The sequence below is a fragment of the Dietzia sp. NPDC055877 genome, assembly GCF_053615975.1.
In genome coordinates this window covers 77,424-94,000 of record NZ_JBSHCV010000007.1, presented here as the reverse complement: position 1 = coordinate 94,000, position 16,577 = coordinate 77,424, and the positions used below count along the sequence as shown (strand labels likewise).

General features: G+C 70.9%; 16 protein-coding genes. 7 read left to right on the top strand and 9 right to left on the bottom strand.

Annotation, left to right across the window (positions count from 1 at the left end):
• Positions 1–88 precede the first annotated feature (88 nt).
• Positions 89–856 carry an SDR family NAD(P)-dependent oxidoreductase gene (locus ACWGLC_RS10125; protein WP_230930865.1) on the top strand — a complete coding sequence of 256 codons (768 nt, stop codon included), beginning with the start codon at positions 89–91 and terminating at the stop codon, positions 854–856.
• 231 nt (positions 857–1,087) lie between these two features.
• Here ACWGLC_RS10125 and ACWGLC_RS10120 read toward each other — a convergent pair whose 3' ends face one another.
• Positions 1,088–2,779 (bottom strand): TM0106 family RecB-like putative nuclease, encoded by a 1,692-nt coding sequence (locus ACWGLC_RS10120; protein WP_452099790.1) that lies wholly within the window; start codon positions 2,777–2,779, stop codon positions 1,088–1,090.
• A gap of 124 nt (positions 2,780–2,903) precedes the next feature.
• Here ACWGLC_RS10120 and ACWGLC_RS10115 point away from each other — a divergent pair, with 124 nt between their 5' ends.
• A complete protein-coding gene (locus ACWGLC_RS10115) occupies positions 2,904–3,746 on the top strand; it encodes a DUF6474 family protein (RefSeq protein ID WP_452099789.1) in 843 nt (280 codons plus the stop codon).
• On the top strand, positions 3,743–4,357 hold the full coding sequence (locus tag ACWGLC_RS10110; RefSeq protein WP_452099788.1) for a copper resistance CopC family protein: 615 nt from the start codon (positions 3,743–3,745) through the stop codon (positions 4,355–4,357). Before ACWGLC_RS10115 ends, ACWGLC_RS10110 begins: the two co-directional genes overlap by 4 nt.
• A 266-nt stretch (positions 4,358–4,623) precedes the next feature.
• Here the strand turns inward: ACWGLC_RS10110 and ACWGLC_RS10105 are convergent, their stop codons facing one another.
• Positions 4,624–6,189 (bottom strand): succinic semialdehyde dehydrogenase, encoded by a 1,566-nt coding sequence (locus tag ACWGLC_RS10105; RefSeq protein WP_452099787.1) that lies wholly within the window; start codon positions 6,187–6,189, stop codon positions 4,624–4,626.
• 125 nt (positions 6,190–6,314) lie between these two features.
• Here ACWGLC_RS10105 and ACWGLC_RS10100 point away from each other — a divergent pair, with 125 nt between their 5' ends.
• The 3 genes from ACWGLC_RS10100 (at position 6,315) to ACWGLC_RS10090 (ending at position 10,563) form a co-directional block, all read left to right on the top strand.
• Positions 6,315–7,109: a MerR family transcriptional regulator gene (locus ACWGLC_RS10100; RefSeq protein WP_452099786.1), complete on the top strand. Its 795-nt coding sequence runs from the start codon at positions 6,315–6,317 to the stop codon at positions 7,107–7,109.
• 130 nt (positions 7,110–7,239) lie between these two features.
• Positions 7,240–9,375, top strand: a complete 2,136-nt coding sequence (locus ACWGLC_RS10095) for a heavy metal translocating P-type ATPase (protein ID WP_452099785.1) — start codon at positions 7,240–7,242, stop codon at positions 9,373–9,375.
• A 300-nt stretch (positions 9,376–9,675) separates the two neighbouring features.
• Positions 9,676–10,563, top strand: coding sequence for an oxidoreductase (locus ACWGLC_RS10090; RefSeq protein ID WP_452099784.1), 888 nt, complete (start codon positions 9,676–9,678; stop codon positions 10,561–10,563).
• Positions 10,564–10,619: 56 nt separating this feature from the next.
• Here ACWGLC_RS10090 and ACWGLC_RS10085 read toward each other — a convergent pair whose 3' ends face one another.
• From ACWGLC_RS10085 to ACWGLC_RS10075, 3 genes are read right to left on the bottom strand one after another with little or no spacing between them, the layout of a single operon-like run.
• Entirely contained in the window at positions 10,620–11,384 is a 765-nt protein-coding gene (locus ACWGLC_RS10085; RefSeq protein WP_452099783.1) for a hypothetical protein, read from the bottom strand.
• A gap of 58 nt (positions 11,385–11,442) precedes the next feature.
• Positions 11,443–12,927, bottom strand: a complete 1,485-nt coding sequence (gene cls / locus ACWGLC_RS10080; protein ID WP_452099826.1) for a cardiolipin synthase — start codon at positions 12,925–12,927, stop codon at positions 11,443–11,445.
• A 32-nt stretch (positions 12,928–12,959) separates the two neighbouring features.
• Positions 12,960–14,126, bottom strand: coding sequence for an amidohydrolase family protein (locus ACWGLC_RS10075; RefSeq protein ID WP_452099782.1), 1,167 nt, complete (start codon positions 14,124–14,126; stop codon positions 12,960–12,962).
• Positions 14,127–14,260: 134 nt separating this feature from the next.
• On the opposite strand from ACWGLC_RS10075, the gene rraA reads away from it, so the two are divergent.
• Entirely contained in the window at positions 14,261–14,743 is a 483-nt protein-coding gene (rraA, locus tag ACWGLC_RS10070; protein WP_344992601.1) for a ribonuclease E activity regulator RraA, read from the top strand.
• Here the strand turns inward: rraA and ACWGLC_RS10065 are convergent.
• From ACWGLC_RS10065 to ACWGLC_RS10050, 4 genes are all read right to left on the bottom strand, one after another.
• Positions 14,740–15,150 (bottom strand): hypothetical protein, encoded by a 411-nt coding sequence (locus tag ACWGLC_RS10065; RefSeq protein WP_452099781.1) that lies wholly within the window; start codon positions 15,148–15,150, stop codon positions 14,740–14,742. The two genes, rraA and ACWGLC_RS10065, sit on opposite strands and share 4 nt — an antisense overlap.
• A 136-nt stretch (positions 15,151–15,286) precedes the next feature.
• Positions 15,287–15,841 carry a hypothetical protein gene (locus ACWGLC_RS10060; protein WP_452099780.1) on the bottom strand — a complete coding sequence of 185 codons (555 nt, stop codon included), beginning with the start codon at positions 15,839–15,841 and terminating at the stop codon, positions 15,287–15,289.
• Positions 15,838–16,140 (bottom strand): RNA-binding S4 domain-containing protein, encoded by a 303-nt coding sequence (locus ACWGLC_RS10055; RefSeq protein ID WP_452099779.1) that lies wholly within the window; start codon positions 16,138–16,140, stop codon positions 15,838–15,840. The genes ACWGLC_RS10060 and ACWGLC_RS10055 overlap by 4 nt, the downstream gene beginning before the upstream one ends.
• Positions 16,141–16,150: 10 nt before the next feature.
• A complete protein-coding gene (locus ACWGLC_RS10050; protein WP_452099778.1) occupies positions 16,151–16,510 on the bottom strand; it encodes a hypothetical protein in 360 nt (119 codons plus the stop codon).
• Positions 16,511–16,577: the final 67 nt, after the last annotated feature.

Here is a 16,577-nt window from a genome sequence, read left to right as displayed (position 1 = left end):
GGTTCTGGGACACTGGTGGGCGTAACACTTGCACTGCCTAGTAATTGCACTTCTCCAGTGCTTGACCCCCAAGGAAAGGACATCGCCCGTGGACATCAAGGGTGCATCCGTCATCGTCACCGGCGCCGCCTCCGGTCTGGGCAACGCCACCGCGCGGTCGTTCGCCGAGAAGGGCGCCACCGTCTTCGGTCTGGACCTGCAGCAGTCCATCGACAAGGCCGTCGAGCAGGGCATCGACGAGGGCATCACCCTCATCGCCGCCGACGTCACCAGCGAGTCCGACGTCCAGGCCGCGATCGCCCGCGCCACCGAGGCCGCCCCGCTGCGCGTCGTGGTCAACTGCGCCGGCATCGCGCCGGCCGCCCGCATCGTCTCCAAGCGCGGCGTGCACGCCCTCGACCTGTTCCAGACCTGCATCTCGGTGAACCTCGTGGGCACCTTCAACGTCATGCGTCTGGCCGCCGAGGCCATGTCCACCCAGGACACCGTGGACGAGGACGGCCAGCGCGGCGTCATCATCAACACCGCCTCCGTCGCCGCCTACGAGGGCCAGGTCGGCCAGATCGCCTACGCCGCCTCGAAGGGTGGCGTCTACTCGATGGGCATCTGTGCCGCGCGTGACCTCGCCCAGTTCGGCATCCGCGTCAACACCATCGCCCCGGGCACCATCGAGACCCCGATGCTCAAGGGCCTGACCGAGGAGTTCCAGAAGTCCCTCGAGGCCGCGATTCCGTTCCCCTCGCGCCTGGGCCGTCCGTCGGACTACGCGCAGCTGGCCAACGCGATCGTCGAGCACGACTACCTCAACGGCGAGAGCTTCCGCATGGACGGCGCCCTGCGCATGGCCCCGCGCTGAGCAGCGCTCGCAGGCCCCCCGCGGCCGCGTGACGCGCCGCCGCCTCGGGTTGCACGACGCGTCACCGCAGTTGCACGACAGAATGCGCGAATTCCAGCCGGGATCTCGCGCATTCTGTCTTGCAGCCCGAGGGCGATGTCGTGCAACCCACGCGGGCGGTCCGGGCGGTAGCTGACGCGGCGGGCCAAGCGACAGCTGGCAGCGACAGCGGACCGCACCCGAACCCGCAGGTCAGGCCCTCCGCGAAATCCACTCCCGCACCGCCCGCGTGGCCCGCACGTCGTCCTCGTTGTAGGCCAGGATCCGGGCCCGGCCCGAGTCTCGCTCGACACCCCGTGCGGCCTGCGCGTCGCGGTACCAGCCGATAGAGGCTTCGCCGCCGGCCTCGGGATCGCGCCACGTGAACCCGGCGACCGGCGCCACGACCTTGAGGCCGAGCCCCGAGGTGGAGACGAACTGGCCGGTCACCGCCTCGTGCACGTCGACCCACTGCGGGGAGGACAGGAACCGCCGTACCTCGGCAACCGACGGCACCCCTTTGACGACGGCCCGCGTGCCCTCCGGCCCGAACCTCGACGCCGTCGACAACATCCAGCCGTTCTCCGCCGACTTGGAGTAGCAGTAGGCCCGGAACGTGCGCCCCTGGCCGGCCGCCCGGTCCCGGATCGCGGTGAGCCAGCGCCAGAACTCGGCGAACGACCGGCCCTCGTCCGGATCGGGCAGGCGGGCCCACGTGGCGAACGGGCGGTACCCCTCCTCCTCGAGTGGCCGCCCGTCGCGCAGCGTCAGCAGCGTGCCCCACAGGTAGGCGCCGTCGTCGAGGTGGCTCTCGAGATCCACGTCGACCTCGATGTCGGCCCGCGGGATGGACGGCCGGGCGACCTTGGGCACCACGACCTCGCCGTCCCGGTGCGCCCGCGCGCGCAACACGGCGTCCGCGAACGGCTCGCCGTTCCAGTCGGCCGGCCGGTCGGGACCGGCGTCCGCGAGCTCGGCCACGGTGCGGATCCCCACCGCGTGGAGGGGGCCCACCTGTCCGCCCCCGACGACGAGGCTGACGTCATCCGCCACGACCAGCCGGTCGCGGCAGCCCGTCACCGGCCCGTCCCGGCCCCCCCATCCCTCCCACCAGGGGCAGGTGCGGCATTCGCCGATCCGGCTCGGGACGGTGTCCAGCTCGCCGCGCACGACCGCCAACCGCGTGTCATGGGCGCGTCCCGCCGACTCGAGGACCGGCCGTAGGTCGTGCACCACCGAGCGAGACGACCCCAGTCCGAGCACCGCCCCCACCGGCTCCGCCGCGGCGTGGCCGACCGCCTCCAGCAGGTGCCACGCGTGGACCAGCCGGTCCAGGTCCCCGGGGTGCCGCCGCACCCGCAGGGTCGGATCCGGCGCCGGGTGCCAGTCCAGGAGCCGGGTGACCAGCGCCCGCGAGGAGCTCCCGCCGCGTCGCGGGTCGACCACCTTGTGATTGACCACCAGCACCGGGGCGTACCCGCCCCCGGGCACCGCAGCCAACGCGCAGCGCATGCCCTCCCGACCGGTGACCGGATCAGCGGGTAGGGCGGCGCCCCACACCAATGTCGCCCCGTCGGTGAGCGCGTGCAGGGTCGCGGCGACGTCGTCGTCGGGCTGATCCCCCGGCAGATCCGTCCAGTGGTCCCCCACCACATCCACCACATACGCGTCCGAGGCCTGGTCGCCCGGACTCGCTCCGCGCAGCGCGCGCTCTCGCAGGCCCGCGCGGCGATCCGCGGCCGCCATCGCACGCAGTCGCACGCCCTCGTCCACCGGCGCCCACCGCCACCAACCCGGGCCCGCGTCCCGCTCCCGGGCCACGCGGTGCAGACAGCGGGCCCCGGACGCCGGCCCCACCACCGCATCGTCGGGGGACCCTGGCGTGGCGTTCGCGGCATCCTCCATCACGGTCCATCATGGACCAGACAGAGCCGAACTCCCGCTTCCGGGCGACCGTCCGGTCCTGCGGCACCGGCAGTTCGCCTAGGCTGGTGGCCTGATGTTCGCGACGAGAGAAGGATCGACGCCCATGGGCAAGCTGACGACCTACCGCGACAAGCGTGCCGAGCTGAAGGCCCACGCCCGGGCCCTGAAGTCCACCGCGATGACCGAGGCGAAGCTCGCCGCCAAGGAGACCCGCGAGAAGGCCCGGGAGGCCCACCGCGTCGACCTGGCCGAGACCAAGGAGCGGGCCAAGCTCGCCCGTCGCAACGCGGACCGCAAGGCCCGGCGCGAGGAGAAGCGCGCCAAGAAGATAGACAAGCTGTCCCAGAAGTCCTCCAAGCGGGACCGTAAGGGCGAGAAGGCGCTGGCCAAGCAGGAGCGCGCCACCCTCAAGCGCGAGGGGAAGGTGCTGGCCAAGGACCGCAAGCTGGCGGAGAAGATCGACGCCGCCGGCCGCAAGCACGAGTACCAGCTCGCCGAGATGGAGCTGAAGAAGCTCGACGGCACCAAGATCGGCAAGGAGGACCTGCAGCGTTGGCTGGGCCTGGCCAAGATCGCCACCCCGGTCCTGCTGCCGATGATCTACAAGCTCGTCTCCAACGCGCAGTCCTCCGACTCGGGCTCGGCCGCCGGCGCCGTGGACCTCAAGTCGGCCGGCATCAACGCCACCGGCCCCGGTGCGGCGCTCGGTGTGCGCATCGTGCGGCTCGAGCAGACCCTCGACCAGCTCGAGGTCAACCGCGGCGGCGAGCGGGAGGTCACCGACTTCGTCGCGTCCACCCGCACCCGGCTCCAGGATCTGCGTGCCGCCGTCGAGGCCGCCGAGACCACGCCCACCGCGCAGCGTCGCGAGGTGCACTCCTCGATCTCCGGGGAGCTCGACCGGATCAACAAGGACGTGTTCGCGCGTCTCGGGGTGAAGCCGTGAGCGGATTCCGTAGGAGGCTCGGGGCCGTCGCGGCGGCCACGGCCCTGCTCGGAGGGGCGAGCGTCCCGGCCGTGATGATGGCGCCGGTGGCGGCGGCTCACTCGGTGCTGATCTCCGTCGATCCGGAGGACGGCAGCGAGGTCGCCGACTCACCCGAGCAGATCGTGTTGACCTTCAACGAGGAGATCAACCAGAACTTCGTGACCGTCGCCGTGACGTCCGCGGAGGACTCCACCAATCGGGTGTCCGGCGAGCCGACCGTCGCGGGCGAGACCGTGACCGCGCAGGTCGAGGACCTGGCGCCGGGAAACTACACCGTCGGCTACCGCGTGACGTCGGCCGACGGGCACGTCGTGAGCGGGTCCTCGGTGTTCAGCGTGATCGACTCGGGCGCCGGCGAGGGTGCCGACTCCACGGGTGCCGCCGGGAGCGAGGCGCAGCCCGGGAGCGGCGGCGACCAGAGCGTCGAGACCGAGGCCGGGGAGGCCGAGGTCGACGCGGCCGAGGAGTCGGCGTCCGACGAGGGCGTCAACCCGGTGATCTGGGTGGTCGCCGGCCTGGCGGTCGTGCTGATCGGCGGAGCGTTCTTCCTCTTGCGCCGCGGCGACTGAGGGCGCGCGGCCAACGCCGCGGCTGCGTGGCTGCGGCTGCAGAACCTGAATAGAGCAGAGGGGCAGCGTAACCGGCGATGGTTACGCTGCCCCTCTGACTTGCGCTGCCTCAATGGTCCATTTCGGGCGCGTAACCCCTGCACAAGCGTGCATTCTCCCAGCGCAAGTCAGCCAGCCAGCGCATCCGGCGCCGGATGCGCTGGCTGGCTGGCTGCTCGCGGTCAGTGCCGGATGCGCTGGCCGGCTGCAGGCAGGAAGCCCTCAGGTCACCGGGTCGGCAGGAACCGCATCGCGTTGGTGGCCGGCGCGAGCATCTGCTGCCAGCGCTTGCGCGGCACGAAGCCCGGCCCGCTCATGTTGATCAGACGCTGGGTGGCGATGGTCTGCGCCTCGGTGTACTTGAGCAGGCCCTCGTCGCCGTGGCGGCGGCCGACGCCCGAGACACCCATGCCGCCCATCGGGCCCGCGACCGAGCCCCAGCCGGCGACGTACCCCTCGCCGACGTTGACGGTGCCGGTCCGCAGCCGGGCGGCGATCTGCTCGCCCTCGGCGTCCGAGCCGGCGAACACCGACGAGTTGAGCCCGTACTCGGTGTCGTTGGCCTTGGCGATCGCCTCCTCGACCGAGTCGACCGGGTAGATCGACACGACCGGCCCGAAGGTCTCCTCCTCGTAGCAGGTGGCGTCCTCGGGGACATCGGTGAGCAGGGTCGGCTCGTAGAACAGCGGCCCCAGATCCGGGCGGGGACGACCACCGGCCAGCAGGCGGGCGCCCTTGGCCACGGCGTCGTCGACGTGCGTGGTCACCACATCCAGCTGGTCACGGGAGATGAGACTGCCCATCTCGGCCTCGAAGTCGTAGCCGGGCCCGACGCTCATCGCGCGCACCCGCGCGGTCAGCGTCTCGATGAGCTGCGGCGCGATCGACTTCTCCACGTACACGCGCTCGACCGAGATGCACAGCTGCCCGGAGTTCGAGTAGAACGCCCGGGTGGCGACCTCGGCCACCTCGTCGAGGTCCGCGCCGGCGGTGACGATCATGGCGTTCTTGCCGCCGAGCTCGGCGGAGTATCCGATCAGCCGCTCGCCGCACTGACGCCCGAGCACCCGACCGGTCGCGGTCGAGCCGGTGAACATCAGGTAGTCCACGTTCTCGACGATCGCGCCGCCGACGGTCCCGCCCGATCCGGGCACGACCTGGAACAGGTCCCGGGGCAGGCCGGCCCGGTAGAACATGTCGGCCGCGGCGAGCGCGCAGAACGGGGTGATGGACGCGGGCTTGATCACCACGGCGTTGCCGGCGGCCAGCGCGGCCAGGGCGTCGGTGGCGGCGAGGTTGAGCGGGTAGTTCCACGGCGCGATCACGCCCACGACGCCCTTGGGCTGGCGGTGCACGACGGCCTTGGTCAGGCCCGGCAGCATGCCCTGGACGCGCTTGGGCGCGAGCAGGCCGGGCGCGGCCTTGGCGTAGTGACGCGCGGTGATGAGGCAGTCGAGCACCTCCTCCTGTGCGGAGGCGCGGCTCTTTCCGGTCTCGGCCTGGATGATGTTCATCAGCTCGTCGCGGTTCCGCATGACCAGCTTGGCGAACCGCTCGAGGACGGCGACGCGGTCCTTGGGGTCGCGTTCTGCCCACGCCACCTGCGCGGCGCGGGCCCGCTCGACGGCGGCCACCACGTCGTCGGCCGTGCCGGCGGGGATCTCGGCGAGCGGGTCGCCGGTGAAGACCTCGTTGATTGCCGCGACGGGGCGGCTCGTGGGGTCGGTGCGGAATTCGGGGATGGCGACAAGGTCGAGAAGACGGTCGTACACGCGGGTGGTGGGTCGGCTCATGCGCACGAGGCTACCGGCGAGTAGCAACGGATGCGTGTCCGAGGTCACGTGGGCGCGCCGCTTACGGCCTTGACCCTGACGTCGCGTCAGGCCCGAACCTCAGTGATGTGAGAGATGCTGGAGGAATGACGACTGGCGAGGGCCTCACCGTGGGCGCGGTCGCCGAGCTCGTGGGTGTGAGCGTCCGGACCCTGCACCACTGGGACCGGATCGGGTTGGCGCCGGCGAGCGGGCGGACGTGGTCGGACTACCGGGTGTATGACGACGACGACGTCGCCCGTATCCACCGCGTACTCGTCTACCGGGAGCTCGGATTCCCGTTGGCCGAGATCGGCTCCCTGCTCGACGACCCCGCCGCGGACGAGCACGCCCATCTGGTGCGCCAACGCGAGTTGCTCCTCGAACGGATCTCCCACCTGCAGGAGATGGTCTCCGCAGTAGACCGCCTGAAGGAGGCGATCAGCATGAATGCCCCGCTGACACCGGAGGACCGCGTCGAGATCTTCGGTACCGACTGGAAGGAGGAGTACCAGATCGAGGCAGAGCAACGCTGGGGCGACAGCCCGCAGTGGGCGCAGTCGCAGGAGCGCACGGCCCGCATGTCCAAGGCGGAGTGGAAGCAGGTCAAGGCCGGTATGGACGCGCTCAACGCCGACCTCGCGGCGGCCACGCGTGCCGGCGTCGATCCGGCCTCTCCGGAGGCCGCCGAGCTGGCCGAGCGGCACCGCGCCTCGATCGCGCAGTTCTACGACTGCACCTACTCGATGCAGGTCTGCCTGGCCCGGATGTACACGCAGGACCAGCGTTTCGCCGAGACGTACGATGCGCTCGAGCCGGGCCTGACGCAGTGGCTCGTCGCCGCGGTCGAGGCCAATGCCCGCGCGCACGGAGTTGACCCGGAAACCGCGACCTGGGAGTAAGGCGTCATCTCGTCGGCAGGGAGAGGGTGAAGCCAGCCCGGCGGCCGAGCCCGGCGGGAACATACCCCCCTGGGGTATGGTTGGCGACGAGTAGGCACCCATACCCGGAACCGAGGAGGCAGCGACCGTTATGGCCGACGACGAGGTCCGCACAGCACGGGCACAGCACGGAGCCCGCGGCCACCACGAGCATCACGGTCACCACAGCGAGGCCGATGGCCACGATCACAGCAGCCACACCGGCCACGGCCACCAGGGCCACGGCGCCGATCATGACCATGGAGACCACGTGCAGGTGTTCCGCCGCCTGTTCTGGATCATGCTCCTGCTCGGCATCCCGACGGTGGCGTTCTCGCCGATGTTCGGCTCCCTCCTCGGCTACGAGGTGAGTGGCTGGGGACTGTGGGTGGCCCCGGCCCTCGGCACGGTGATGTACGTCTGGGGCGGTCAGCCCTTCCTCTCCGGCGGTTATGACGAGGTGAGGGCCAAGCAACCGGGGATGATGCTGCTCATCAGCCTCGGCATCACGGTCGCCTTCGTCGCCTCGTGGGGCTCCACCGTGGGCGTGCTCGGCCACGACCTGGAGTTCTGGTGGGAGCTGGCGCTGCTCATCGTCATCATGCTGCTCGGACACTGGGTCGAGATGCGCTCTCTCGCGCAGACCAGCTCCGCCCTGGACTCCCTGGCGGTTCTCCTGCCGGACGAGGCCGAGCGGGTCGAGGGCGATGCCGTCGTCGCCGTCGCGCCCGGCGAGCTGCGAGTCGACGACGTGGTGGTGATCCGCCCCGGAGGCAGTGTCCCCGCCGACGGCGTGGTGGTCCAGGGTGCCGCGAGCATGGACGAGTCGATGATCACCGGTGAATTCCGCACGGTCCGCCGCGCGGAGGGCGACCCCGTCGTGGCGGGCACCGTCGCAACGGATTCCGGCATCCGCGTCCGGGTCGGTGCCGTGGGAGAGGACACCGCACTCGCCGGCATCCGCAAGCTCGTCGCCGACGCCCAGAATTCCTCCTCCCGGGCACAACGCCTCGCCGACCGGGCCGCCGCCTGGCTGTTCTGGTTCGCACTCGGGGCCGCGATGATCACCGCCGTCGTGTGGACGAGCGTCGGCACCCCCGACGAGGCCGTGATCCGCGTGATCACCGTGCTGGTCATCGCCTGTCCCCACGCCCTCGGCCTGGCGATCCCGCTGGTGGTGTCCATCGCCACCGAACGCGCGGCACGCGGCGGCGTCCTGATCAAGGACCGTTTGGCTCTGGAGAGCATGCGAACCGTCGACGTGGTCCTGTTCGACAAGACCGGCACCCTGACCAAGGGCACACCCGCCGTCACCGCCGTCGAACCCGGCGGCCGTATGACGTCCGACCGGGTGCTGGCCCTGGCGGCTGCGGCCGAGTCCGATTCCGAGCACCCGCTGGCCAAGGCCATCGTCTCGGCGGCCGCTCAGCGCGAGCTGGAGATCCCGGCCGCGACCGGCTTCAGTTCCTCGCCGGCCGTGGGCGTTCAGGCCACGGTCGAGGCACACACCATCCAGGTGGGTGGACCGTACCTGCTCGAGCAGGAGGGTGGCCGCGAACTCGGAATCGCTGACCGGTGGCGTGCCGAGGGCGCGATCATCCTGCACGTACTGGTCGACGGCGACGTGGTCGGCGCACTGCGACTGGTCGACGAGGTCCGTCCCGAGTCGAGGAAGGCGGTCGACTCGCTCCACGACCGTGGCCTGGAGGTCGTGATGATCACCGGTGACGCCGACGCGGTGGCCGCCTCGGTCTCTGAGGAACTGGGGATCGACCGCTACTTCGCCGGGGTCCGCCCCCAGGACAAGGCCGCCACCGTCTCGCGGCTCCAGGAGGAGGGTCGCCGCGTCGCCATGGTCGGCGACGGCGTGAACGACGCCCCGGCGCTGGCCCAGGCCGACGTGGGCCTGGCAATCGGCGCCGGGACCGACGTGGCGATCGCCTCGGCCGGCGTGGTACTGGCCTCCGACGACCCCCGCGCCGTGGTCTCCGTGCGGGCGATCTCGGAGGCCGCCTACCGCAAAATGGTCCAGAACCTGTGGTGGGCGGGTGGCTACAACCTGATCGCGGTTCCGTTGGCGGCCGGTGTGCTCGCGCCGATCGGCGTGGTGATGCCGATGTCCGTCGGTGCGATCCTGATGTCCCTCTCCACGGTCGTCGTCGCGGCGAACGCCCAGCTGTTGCGCCGGCTGGACCTGCGGCCGGACACGGTCACCGACTCGGCCCCACACCGACAGGAAACGACATGAAAGCACCTGTCCGGCGCGCCCTCCGTCGAACACGACGGATGGTCCGCGACGTCTCTGATGTCAACCGGAGATGACGACCTGACGTGCCTGAGATGTGCGCTGCCGCCTGCGCGAACACTGCAAGGTCTGCGGTGAAGCGGGCCGGCGATGCGAGAAGGCCTGCGCCGACCTCCTCGCCGCGATCGGCTGACGCCCGTCCGACGTGTCGCCAGGGAGTTCGCCTGACGTCTTGACGGACGGGTGCCGGGAATCCGGAAACGCGCCCGCCATTCGAGCCCAGCCGCCCGTAAGCTGCCCCCCATGAGCAGATGGACCACTGCCGACATCCCCGACCAGACCGGGCGCACGGTCGTCATCACCGGCGCCAACTCGGGCCTGGGCCTGCAGGCCACGGAGGCGCTCACCGCCGCTGGCGCCCGGGTCATCATGGCCTGCCGGGACACCGCCCGCGCCGAGTCGGCCCGCGCCGGGCTCGCGCAGCCGGACCGAGCCGAGGTCACCCAGCTCGATCTGGCCGACCTCGACTCGGTCCGCGCCGCCGGTGAGTTGCTGGCCGCGCGCGAGCCCGACGTCCTGATCAACAACGCCGGCGTCATGAACATCCCGCTGGCCCGCACCCCACAGGGCCACGAGATGCAGTTCGGCGTCAACGTGCTCGGGCACTTCGCGCTCACCCGGAAGCTGGCCCCGGCCCTGTCTGACCGGGTGGTATGGCTGGGCTCGGCCATGCACCGCTTCGGTTCGATCGATCTTGACGACCTGGACTGGACCCGCCGCCGCTACATCCCGATGTCCGCGTACGCCGCCTCCAAGCTCGCGTGCGTGATGCTCGCCTACGAGCAGCAGCGCCGGCTCGACGCACAGGGGTCACACCTCAAGGCGGTGGCCGCTCATCCCGGCTATTCGGCCACGAACCTGCAGTACCACAGCGGCAGCGGTATCCAGGACCTGTTCATGCGGGCGGCCGAGAAGATCCCGTTCCTGGTCCAACCGGCCGAGCGGGGCGCCCTCCCCGAGCTCTACGCCGCGACCGTTCGCGACGTGGCGGGCGGCGCCTACATCGGCCCCGACGGGCCGGGCGAGCTCACCGGTTATCCGAAGATCGTCGGCTCCACGCGCGCGTCCCGCGACGAGGCCGTGGCCGCCGCACTGTGGAACCGCTGCGAGGAGATGACCACACAGGCCTGACGGGACTCCACGCCGCGGCCCTCGCCCGGCGTCGCCGACGGGCGACCCCGCGCGGGTCACCCCTCGGCGGCGCCGTTCGCCTCGGCGGCGGCCGCGGCTGCCTCGGCCTCCACGCGGCGGCGCTCGTTGTCCGCGTGGGGATCCGACTCGGCGGCGATCTGCACCGCATCGATGCTCCCGGTCAGCGGACCGGGCAATTCCGCCCCGGCGGCGTTGGCCGCGTCCTCGATCATGGTGCCGCCCTGGGCGGAGCCCTCGACGACCCCGTGCCAGAAGTTCAGCTCGCCCTCGTTCAGCTCCCCTCGCTCCTGGCGCGCGCCCATCTCCGCGGTGACGATGCCGGCGACCTGCACACTGAGCACCGGGAAGACGTACTCGGGGATGACCACCGAACCGAGCCCGATGGTGCCCGAACCGAGCGAGCCGACCGCGTTGACATAGGTCGATCCCGGAACGAGGCCCGAGGAGGCCACCGAGGCCACCGCGGACCCGCCCGCGGAACCGACCGCCTCGAGCGGGGCCACCGAGCCCAGCGTCTGGCCGACGGACAGCGCCGTGCCGACGAGCTCGCCGCTACCGGCCGCCTCCAGCCCCGCGGAGCCGAGGGCCGGGCCACCCACGACTATCTCGTCGGGAACCTGCTCTATCAGCTTGTCGACGCTGCCCTCGCCCGAGCCCTGGCCGATCTGCTCGACCGACAGCGCGCCCGCCTCGGTGTCGGCATGGGCGATGGCCGGAACGCCGACGATCGTCAGCGTCATGGCCGCGAACGCCACGCCGAGGCGCGTGACTCGGGATCCGAAGACACGGTTCAGGGACATCGTGAAAGACCTCTCGTTACACCTCGGACTCCGATGGTCCGTGCATTCCAGCAGGGTACTACTGCAGCGCGGAGGTGAGCCGGGCAACGTTGTCCACGTAACGTCCCGGCCACGGTCGATTCATCCAGGTATCGAGATCCAGAGTAGTGCTCTCCAGGAGATACCTCTCCACCACGTCGTTGAGGTCGGCCACCGCCGCGCCGCCCAGGACGAGCATGCTGACCTCGAAGTTCAGGTTGAACGAGCGCAGGTCCATGTTGCTCGAGCCGACGATGCCGCCGTAGTCGTCCACCAGCATCATCTTGGTGTGCAGGACGGCCGGTGACCGGAATCTGTGGATGATCACGCCCGCCTCGAGCAGCGCCCGGAAGTAGGACCGCTGCGCGTGGTGGACCATGAACTGGTCGGCCTTGTCGGGCACGAACAGCTCCACCTCCACGCCCCGGTACGCCGCCGAGGTCAATGCGTGCAGCAGCGCCTCGTCAGGAACGAAATAGGGGCTGACGATCCGCAGTCGCTCGCGTGCCTGCGAGATGAGCTGGGTGAACATCCGGAGATTGGGCTGCGTGCGGTACCCCGGCCCCGACGGCACGAGCTGGAAAGCGCTCACCGGATCACCGGCCGTGGGGTCTCCGCCCATCGACCCCGCGGTGACCGGCAGTCCCTTGGCGAGTTCGCCGACGGTCTCGATGATCTCCCCGCACTCGGAGTACCAGTCCACGGCGAAGACGGCGTCCATGGAGTGGACGATCTCGCCGCGGACCTCCATCATCAGGTCCACCCACTCCCGCCCGAGCTTGGCGTTGCGGGCGCTGCCGTAGTGCCGTTCGATGAGGTTCTGTGAACCCACGAACCCGTGGTTACCGTCCACCATGAGCATCTTGCGGTGGTTGCGCAGGTCCGGGCGACGAAAACGGCCGACGAACGGGTTGATCGGAAGCATGAGGTGGAACTCGACCGGCGTGTTCCGCAGGCGGCGCCGCAGCACCTTGAACCCCTTGTACTTCCCGGAACCGAGATGATCGGCCAGGACGCGGACCGTCACCCCGCGCTCGGCGGCCTCCACGGCGGCGGTGAAGAACTCGTCGGTCTCGTCGTCCCAGGACTGGGCGTAGAACTCGATGTGGACCCGATCCGTCGCCGCGCGGACGGCGTCGGTCATGGCCGCGAGCGACAGCTTGTAGTCCGAGTACAGCGCCACGAACTCACCCGACATGCACGGGATCTCGGTGAGTTTCCGGTTCATCTCGAGGATCGTGTGCACCCCCGGCGCGACCCGGACCCCCACCGGGACCGTGGGGCGGTTCTTCAGCGCGCCCTCGTACAGCTGGTTGGCCTGGGCCTGGATGACGTGCCTTCGTCCCGTGATGTACGGGTTGCCGAACAGCAGGAACAGCGGCACCCCGACCACCGGGATGAACAGGATGGCCAGCAGCCAGGCCTGCGACGACCCCGGCTGGCGGTTCTCCGGGACCATGCCCAGAGCGAGGATCTTGATCGCGTATTCGGTGATGAGGATGGCCGAGGTGAGGCCCTCGGGCATGTGCAGGAGCGCGAGTTCCTGGGTTCCTGTGTTCACCCGTCCGCCTTGCTCAGCACCTCGCCCACGGGCAGCGTGCGTGGGTCGATCACCTTGCCGCGACGCATGGTCCACCGCACCACACCGGCGAGTGCCCGCTGGGTGTAGACCGAATCCGCCCGACCGAGCTCGCGGGCGCCGGGCAGGACGATGAACGCCTCGTCGTCCGCGACGACGGCGAAGTCGGCCCGCAGACCCTGCCGGATCCCCCCGCGGTCGCCCAGGCCCACGATCTCGGCGGGCCGGCCGGACATCCACCGCGCCACATCAGCCAGATCGAAGCCGCGTCGCCGTGCCTCCGTCCACACCACGGACAGACCCAGCCGGGCCGAGGCGACGGCGTCGATCGTGCCGTCACGCAGCGCCTCCCACAGCAACTCCCGGTTCGCGGCATCCCGGACCGGCGGGTCGAGGGTCGCCGCGGCGGCCGCACCCCGGGTGATCTCCGAGACCAACGCCAGCATGTGGGGGTTCGTCGAGGCGGTCACGGCCAGGCCGTCCCGCGACGCCGCCCGCAGCATCGGCAGCTCTTCGTGGTCCGCCACGGAGCGGACATGCATCCGGCCGCCGGTCCGGCGCACCACATCGAGCAGGTCGGGCAGCACCTCCACGCCGGCGTCCACCGCGAACAGGGCACCGCGGCCCATGACCTCCTCGGCGGCCGCGACCAGCCGGGCCCGGTCGAGCGTCGGCGCGCCCGCCACGCCCTTGCCCTCCGCGACGGCCGACACCCCGAACACTCCCCGGTCCAGCAATTCGCCCAGCCGGCCCACGTTGCCCGGCACCGCCGCGCCCCACAGGCCCACGTCGACGGCCGACTCGCCGGTGACCTCGTCCCGCCAGGTGCCGACCTCCGCCGGAGTGGTGGCGGACGGCTCGCCGTCCGTGCCGTAGTCGATCACCGAGGTGATGCCACCCTGCGCGGCCGAGCGGGTCCCCACGGCCACGTCCTCGGTGCTGACGTGCGGGTCGACCAGTCCCGGCATGAGCACCACGTCGTCGCCCAGATCGATCGTGTGATCGCCGGCCAGACCGATGTCCCGCGCATCGGACCCCGTGCGCACCGACGAGATCACGCCCCCGTCCACGGTCACCGCCGCCTGCTGGATGCGGTCGTCGACCACGGCCCGGCGGGCGTGAATCAGGAGTTCGTACTGGGCCACGGCAGGTTCCTCCCCGTAGTGCGGACATCGGGCGGCGCTGTTCTCCGGCCATTGTCCCCCACGGGTGGGCCGACCCGTGGTCGGCTGGCCGGATAGCGTGAGGGGTGTTGACCGCATCGTTCAGGAGGACACGCATGACCGACAGCCCCACCGGATTCGTCCCCACGGCGGACCTCGTCGATGAGATCGGCGAGGACGTCCGCAGCTGCGACACCCAGTTCCGCGACCTGGGCGGACGCACCGAATTCTTCGGCCCCGTCTCCACCGTCCGGTGCTTCCAGGACAACGCCTTGCTCAAGAGCGTGCTCGGCGAGGCCGGCGGGGGCCGGGTGCTGGTAATCGACGGTGGCGCGAGCGTCCACACCGCCCTGGTGGGCGACCTCATCGCCGAGCTGGGCCGCTCCAACGGGTGGGCCGGCGTGGTGGTCAACGGCGCGATCCGCGACTCGGCGGTCGTCGGCGGCATGGACTTCGGCTGCAAGGCCCTGGGCACCAACCCACGCAAGTCCACCAAGACTGGCGCCGGCGAGCGCGATGTCACGGTGAGCTTCGGTGGGGTCGACTTCGTGCCCGGTGACATGCTCTACGCCGACACCGACGGCATCGTGGTGCGCTAGACCGCCCCGCCGAGGCTCGCGAGCGGCGCCGTGAGGAGCTGCCCGACCGACGCCTCCGGCCCGTAGCTCCCGGTCGATCCGGGCGCGTAGGACCCGGTGGAGTTGGGCACGCCCACCGACAGCACCACGGATCCGGTGTTGATGAGCCCGCTGATCAGGTCCGCCAGGGAGCCTGTGCCCAACGAGCCGTAACCGAAACTCCCGGCCGCTACGGCGGCGGTCGCCGCGTCGAGGGTCATGCACCACACCACGCCGGTGTAGGTGGGGATGAACACGCACCCTGCCGGGGTGTCCAGGTCGACAGTCGGAGCCGGCTCGCCGTCCTCGGCATGAGCGACCCCGCTGGCGGCGAAGATCGTGGCCGCGGCCAGAGCCGACGCGGCCGAGACGAGGGCGGTCTTGCGCATGGGGCATCCTCCGGAATCGCTGGCCCGCGCCACGGCGGGACTACGGAGCGTATGTTAACTCTCTTTCATCCGGTGCGTGTGCTGCACCCCGGCCGACCGAACGAACCGGGACGGCCCGCCCGCGGCGAGCAGCAGCTCACGCCTCCCGGCGGATCCAGCGCAGCAGCGGGCCGAGCGAGACGCGGTCGGTGAGGTCGAGTCCGCCCAGCTCGAGCATCGCGTCCTCCTCCGGGGTGCGGTCCGACTTGCGGCGAAGCGCGGCCAGCGCCGTCTTGATCCCCAGACGTTGGCGAAAGCCGAGCTGGTCCGGGGTCACCACCCCGCGCAACTGGAACAGCTTGAGCTTGCCGAGCTGGTCGGCGGAGAACTCGGTCGACATCAGCTCGATCCGTGCGTCGTCCGTGACCGGGGTGGGCCCCACCATGACGACCGCGACCCGGCGGCCGGCCTCGACCAGCGCCTCCCAGTTGTCGGTGATGAACGTCGAGCCGCCGAGGCCACCACCGGGCTGCATGCCGGTGAACAGCACGACCGTGCCGGCGACCACCATCTCGCCGGGGTCTGCCTCGTCATAACGGGTGGTCCGCGTCTCGAAGTCCTCCGCCAACCACTCGGCATACCGACGGGCGCCGGCGTCGTCGTCATGCAAGATCACCGGGGCCTGTACCGACCCCTGTACCCCCTCGCTCATCGGTTCCCCTCCGCCTCGGACCGGGCCACCACGCGGGCCGCGCGGCCACCGGTGGCCACCACGTCCCCGTCGACCATGCCGCGGCCGCGCCGCAGGTCGACCTCACCGTTGACACTGACCTCGCCGGCGGCGACGGCGTCCTTGGCGTCGGCGCCGGAGTCCAGCAACGAAGACAGCTTGAGGAACTGGCCCAGCGTCAGTTTGCGGCTCAGGTCGCACTCGACGTCGTCGACCGGCGGACCGGCCGGCGCGGGTGCGGCCCGGCCGGCTCGTCCTCGTCCTGCGATGTGGCGGCTCATGCCGCTGAGCTTATCGGGCGACCGGCGGCGGGGTCGGAGCGCGCCGCGGCGCCTCCTCCGGCGGTGTCCCCCGACCGCGTCGCGTGACCAGCGCCAGGCCGGTCCCACCGGCGACGAGAGCCCCAACGGCCAGCACGAGTGCCACCATCTGCACCGCGGACATGCCGAAGGTCCCCTCGTCGGGAGCCTTCTCCTCCGCGGCGTCCTCCCCCCCGGCGGGCAGCGGGGGCAACTGGCTGAGCGCCGGCAGGTCGGTGATCACCACCCGCGGGCCCGGCTCGAGGACCTGCGCCGTCGCCGCCGGGGCGCCCTGCAGCGCGATCACTGCGCAGAGCGCACCGATCACGGCGAGAGGGCGACGGCGGACCATAACCTGCCTTCCGTGACGGCGGCCGGGCGGCCTGGAATTGGGATGCGCCCAATCTTAGGTTCGCCTC

Excerpts from the sequence above, each read along its gene's own strand:
- ACWGLC_RS10120 (WP_452099790.1), bottom strand. The coding sequence starts at position 2,779 with ATGGAGGATGCCGCGAACGCCACGCCAGGGTCCCCCGACGATGCGGTG.
- ACWGLC_RS10115 (WP_452099789.1), top strand. The coding sequence starts at position 2,904 with ATGGGCAAGCTGACGACCTACCGCGACAAGCGTGCCGAGCTGAAGGCC.
- ACWGLC_RS10105 (WP_452099787.1), bottom strand. The coding sequence starts at position 6,189 with ATGAGCCGACCCACCACCCGCGTGTACGACCGTCTTCTCGACCTTGTC.
- ACWGLC_RS10100 (WP_452099786.1), top strand. The coding sequence starts at position 6,315 with ATGACGACTGGCGAGGGCCTCACCGTGGGCGCGGTCGCCGAGCTCGTG.
- ACWGLC_RS10095 (WP_452099785.1), top strand. The coding sequence starts at position 7,240 with ATGGCCGACGACGAGGTCCGCACAGCACGGGCACAGCACGGAGCCCGC.
- ACWGLC_RS10090 (WP_452099784.1), top strand. The coding sequence starts at position 9,676 with ATGAGCAGATGGACCACTGCCGACATCCCCGACCAGACCGGGCGCACG.
- ACWGLC_RS10085 (WP_452099783.1), bottom strand. The coding sequence starts at position 11,384 with ATGTCCCTGAACCGTGTCTTCGGATCCCGAGTCACGCGCCTCGGCGTG.
- cls (WP_452099826.1), bottom strand. The coding sequence starts at position 12,927 with ATGCCCGAGGGCCTCACCTCGGCCATCCTCATCACCGAATACGCGATC.
- rraA (WP_344992601.1), top strand. The coding sequence starts at position 14,261 with ATGACCGACAGCCCCACCGGATTCGTCCCCACGGCGGACCTCGTCGAT.
- ACWGLC_RS10065 (WP_452099781.1), bottom strand. The coding sequence starts at position 15,150 with ATGCGCAAGACCGCCCTCGTCTCGGCCGCGTCGGCTCTGGCCGCGGCC.
- ACWGLC_RS10060 (WP_452099780.1), bottom strand. The coding sequence starts at position 15,841 with ATGAGCGAGGGGGTACAGGGGTCGGTACAGGCCCCGGTGATCTTGCAT.
- ACWGLC_RS10055 (WP_452099779.1), bottom strand. The coding sequence starts at position 16,140 with ATGAGCCGCCACATCGCAGGACGAGGACGAGCCGGCCGGGCCGCACCC.
- ACWGLC_RS10050 (WP_452099778.1), bottom strand. The coding sequence starts at position 16,510 with ATGGTCCGCCGTCGCCCTCTCGCCGTGATCGGTGCGCTCTGCGCAGTG.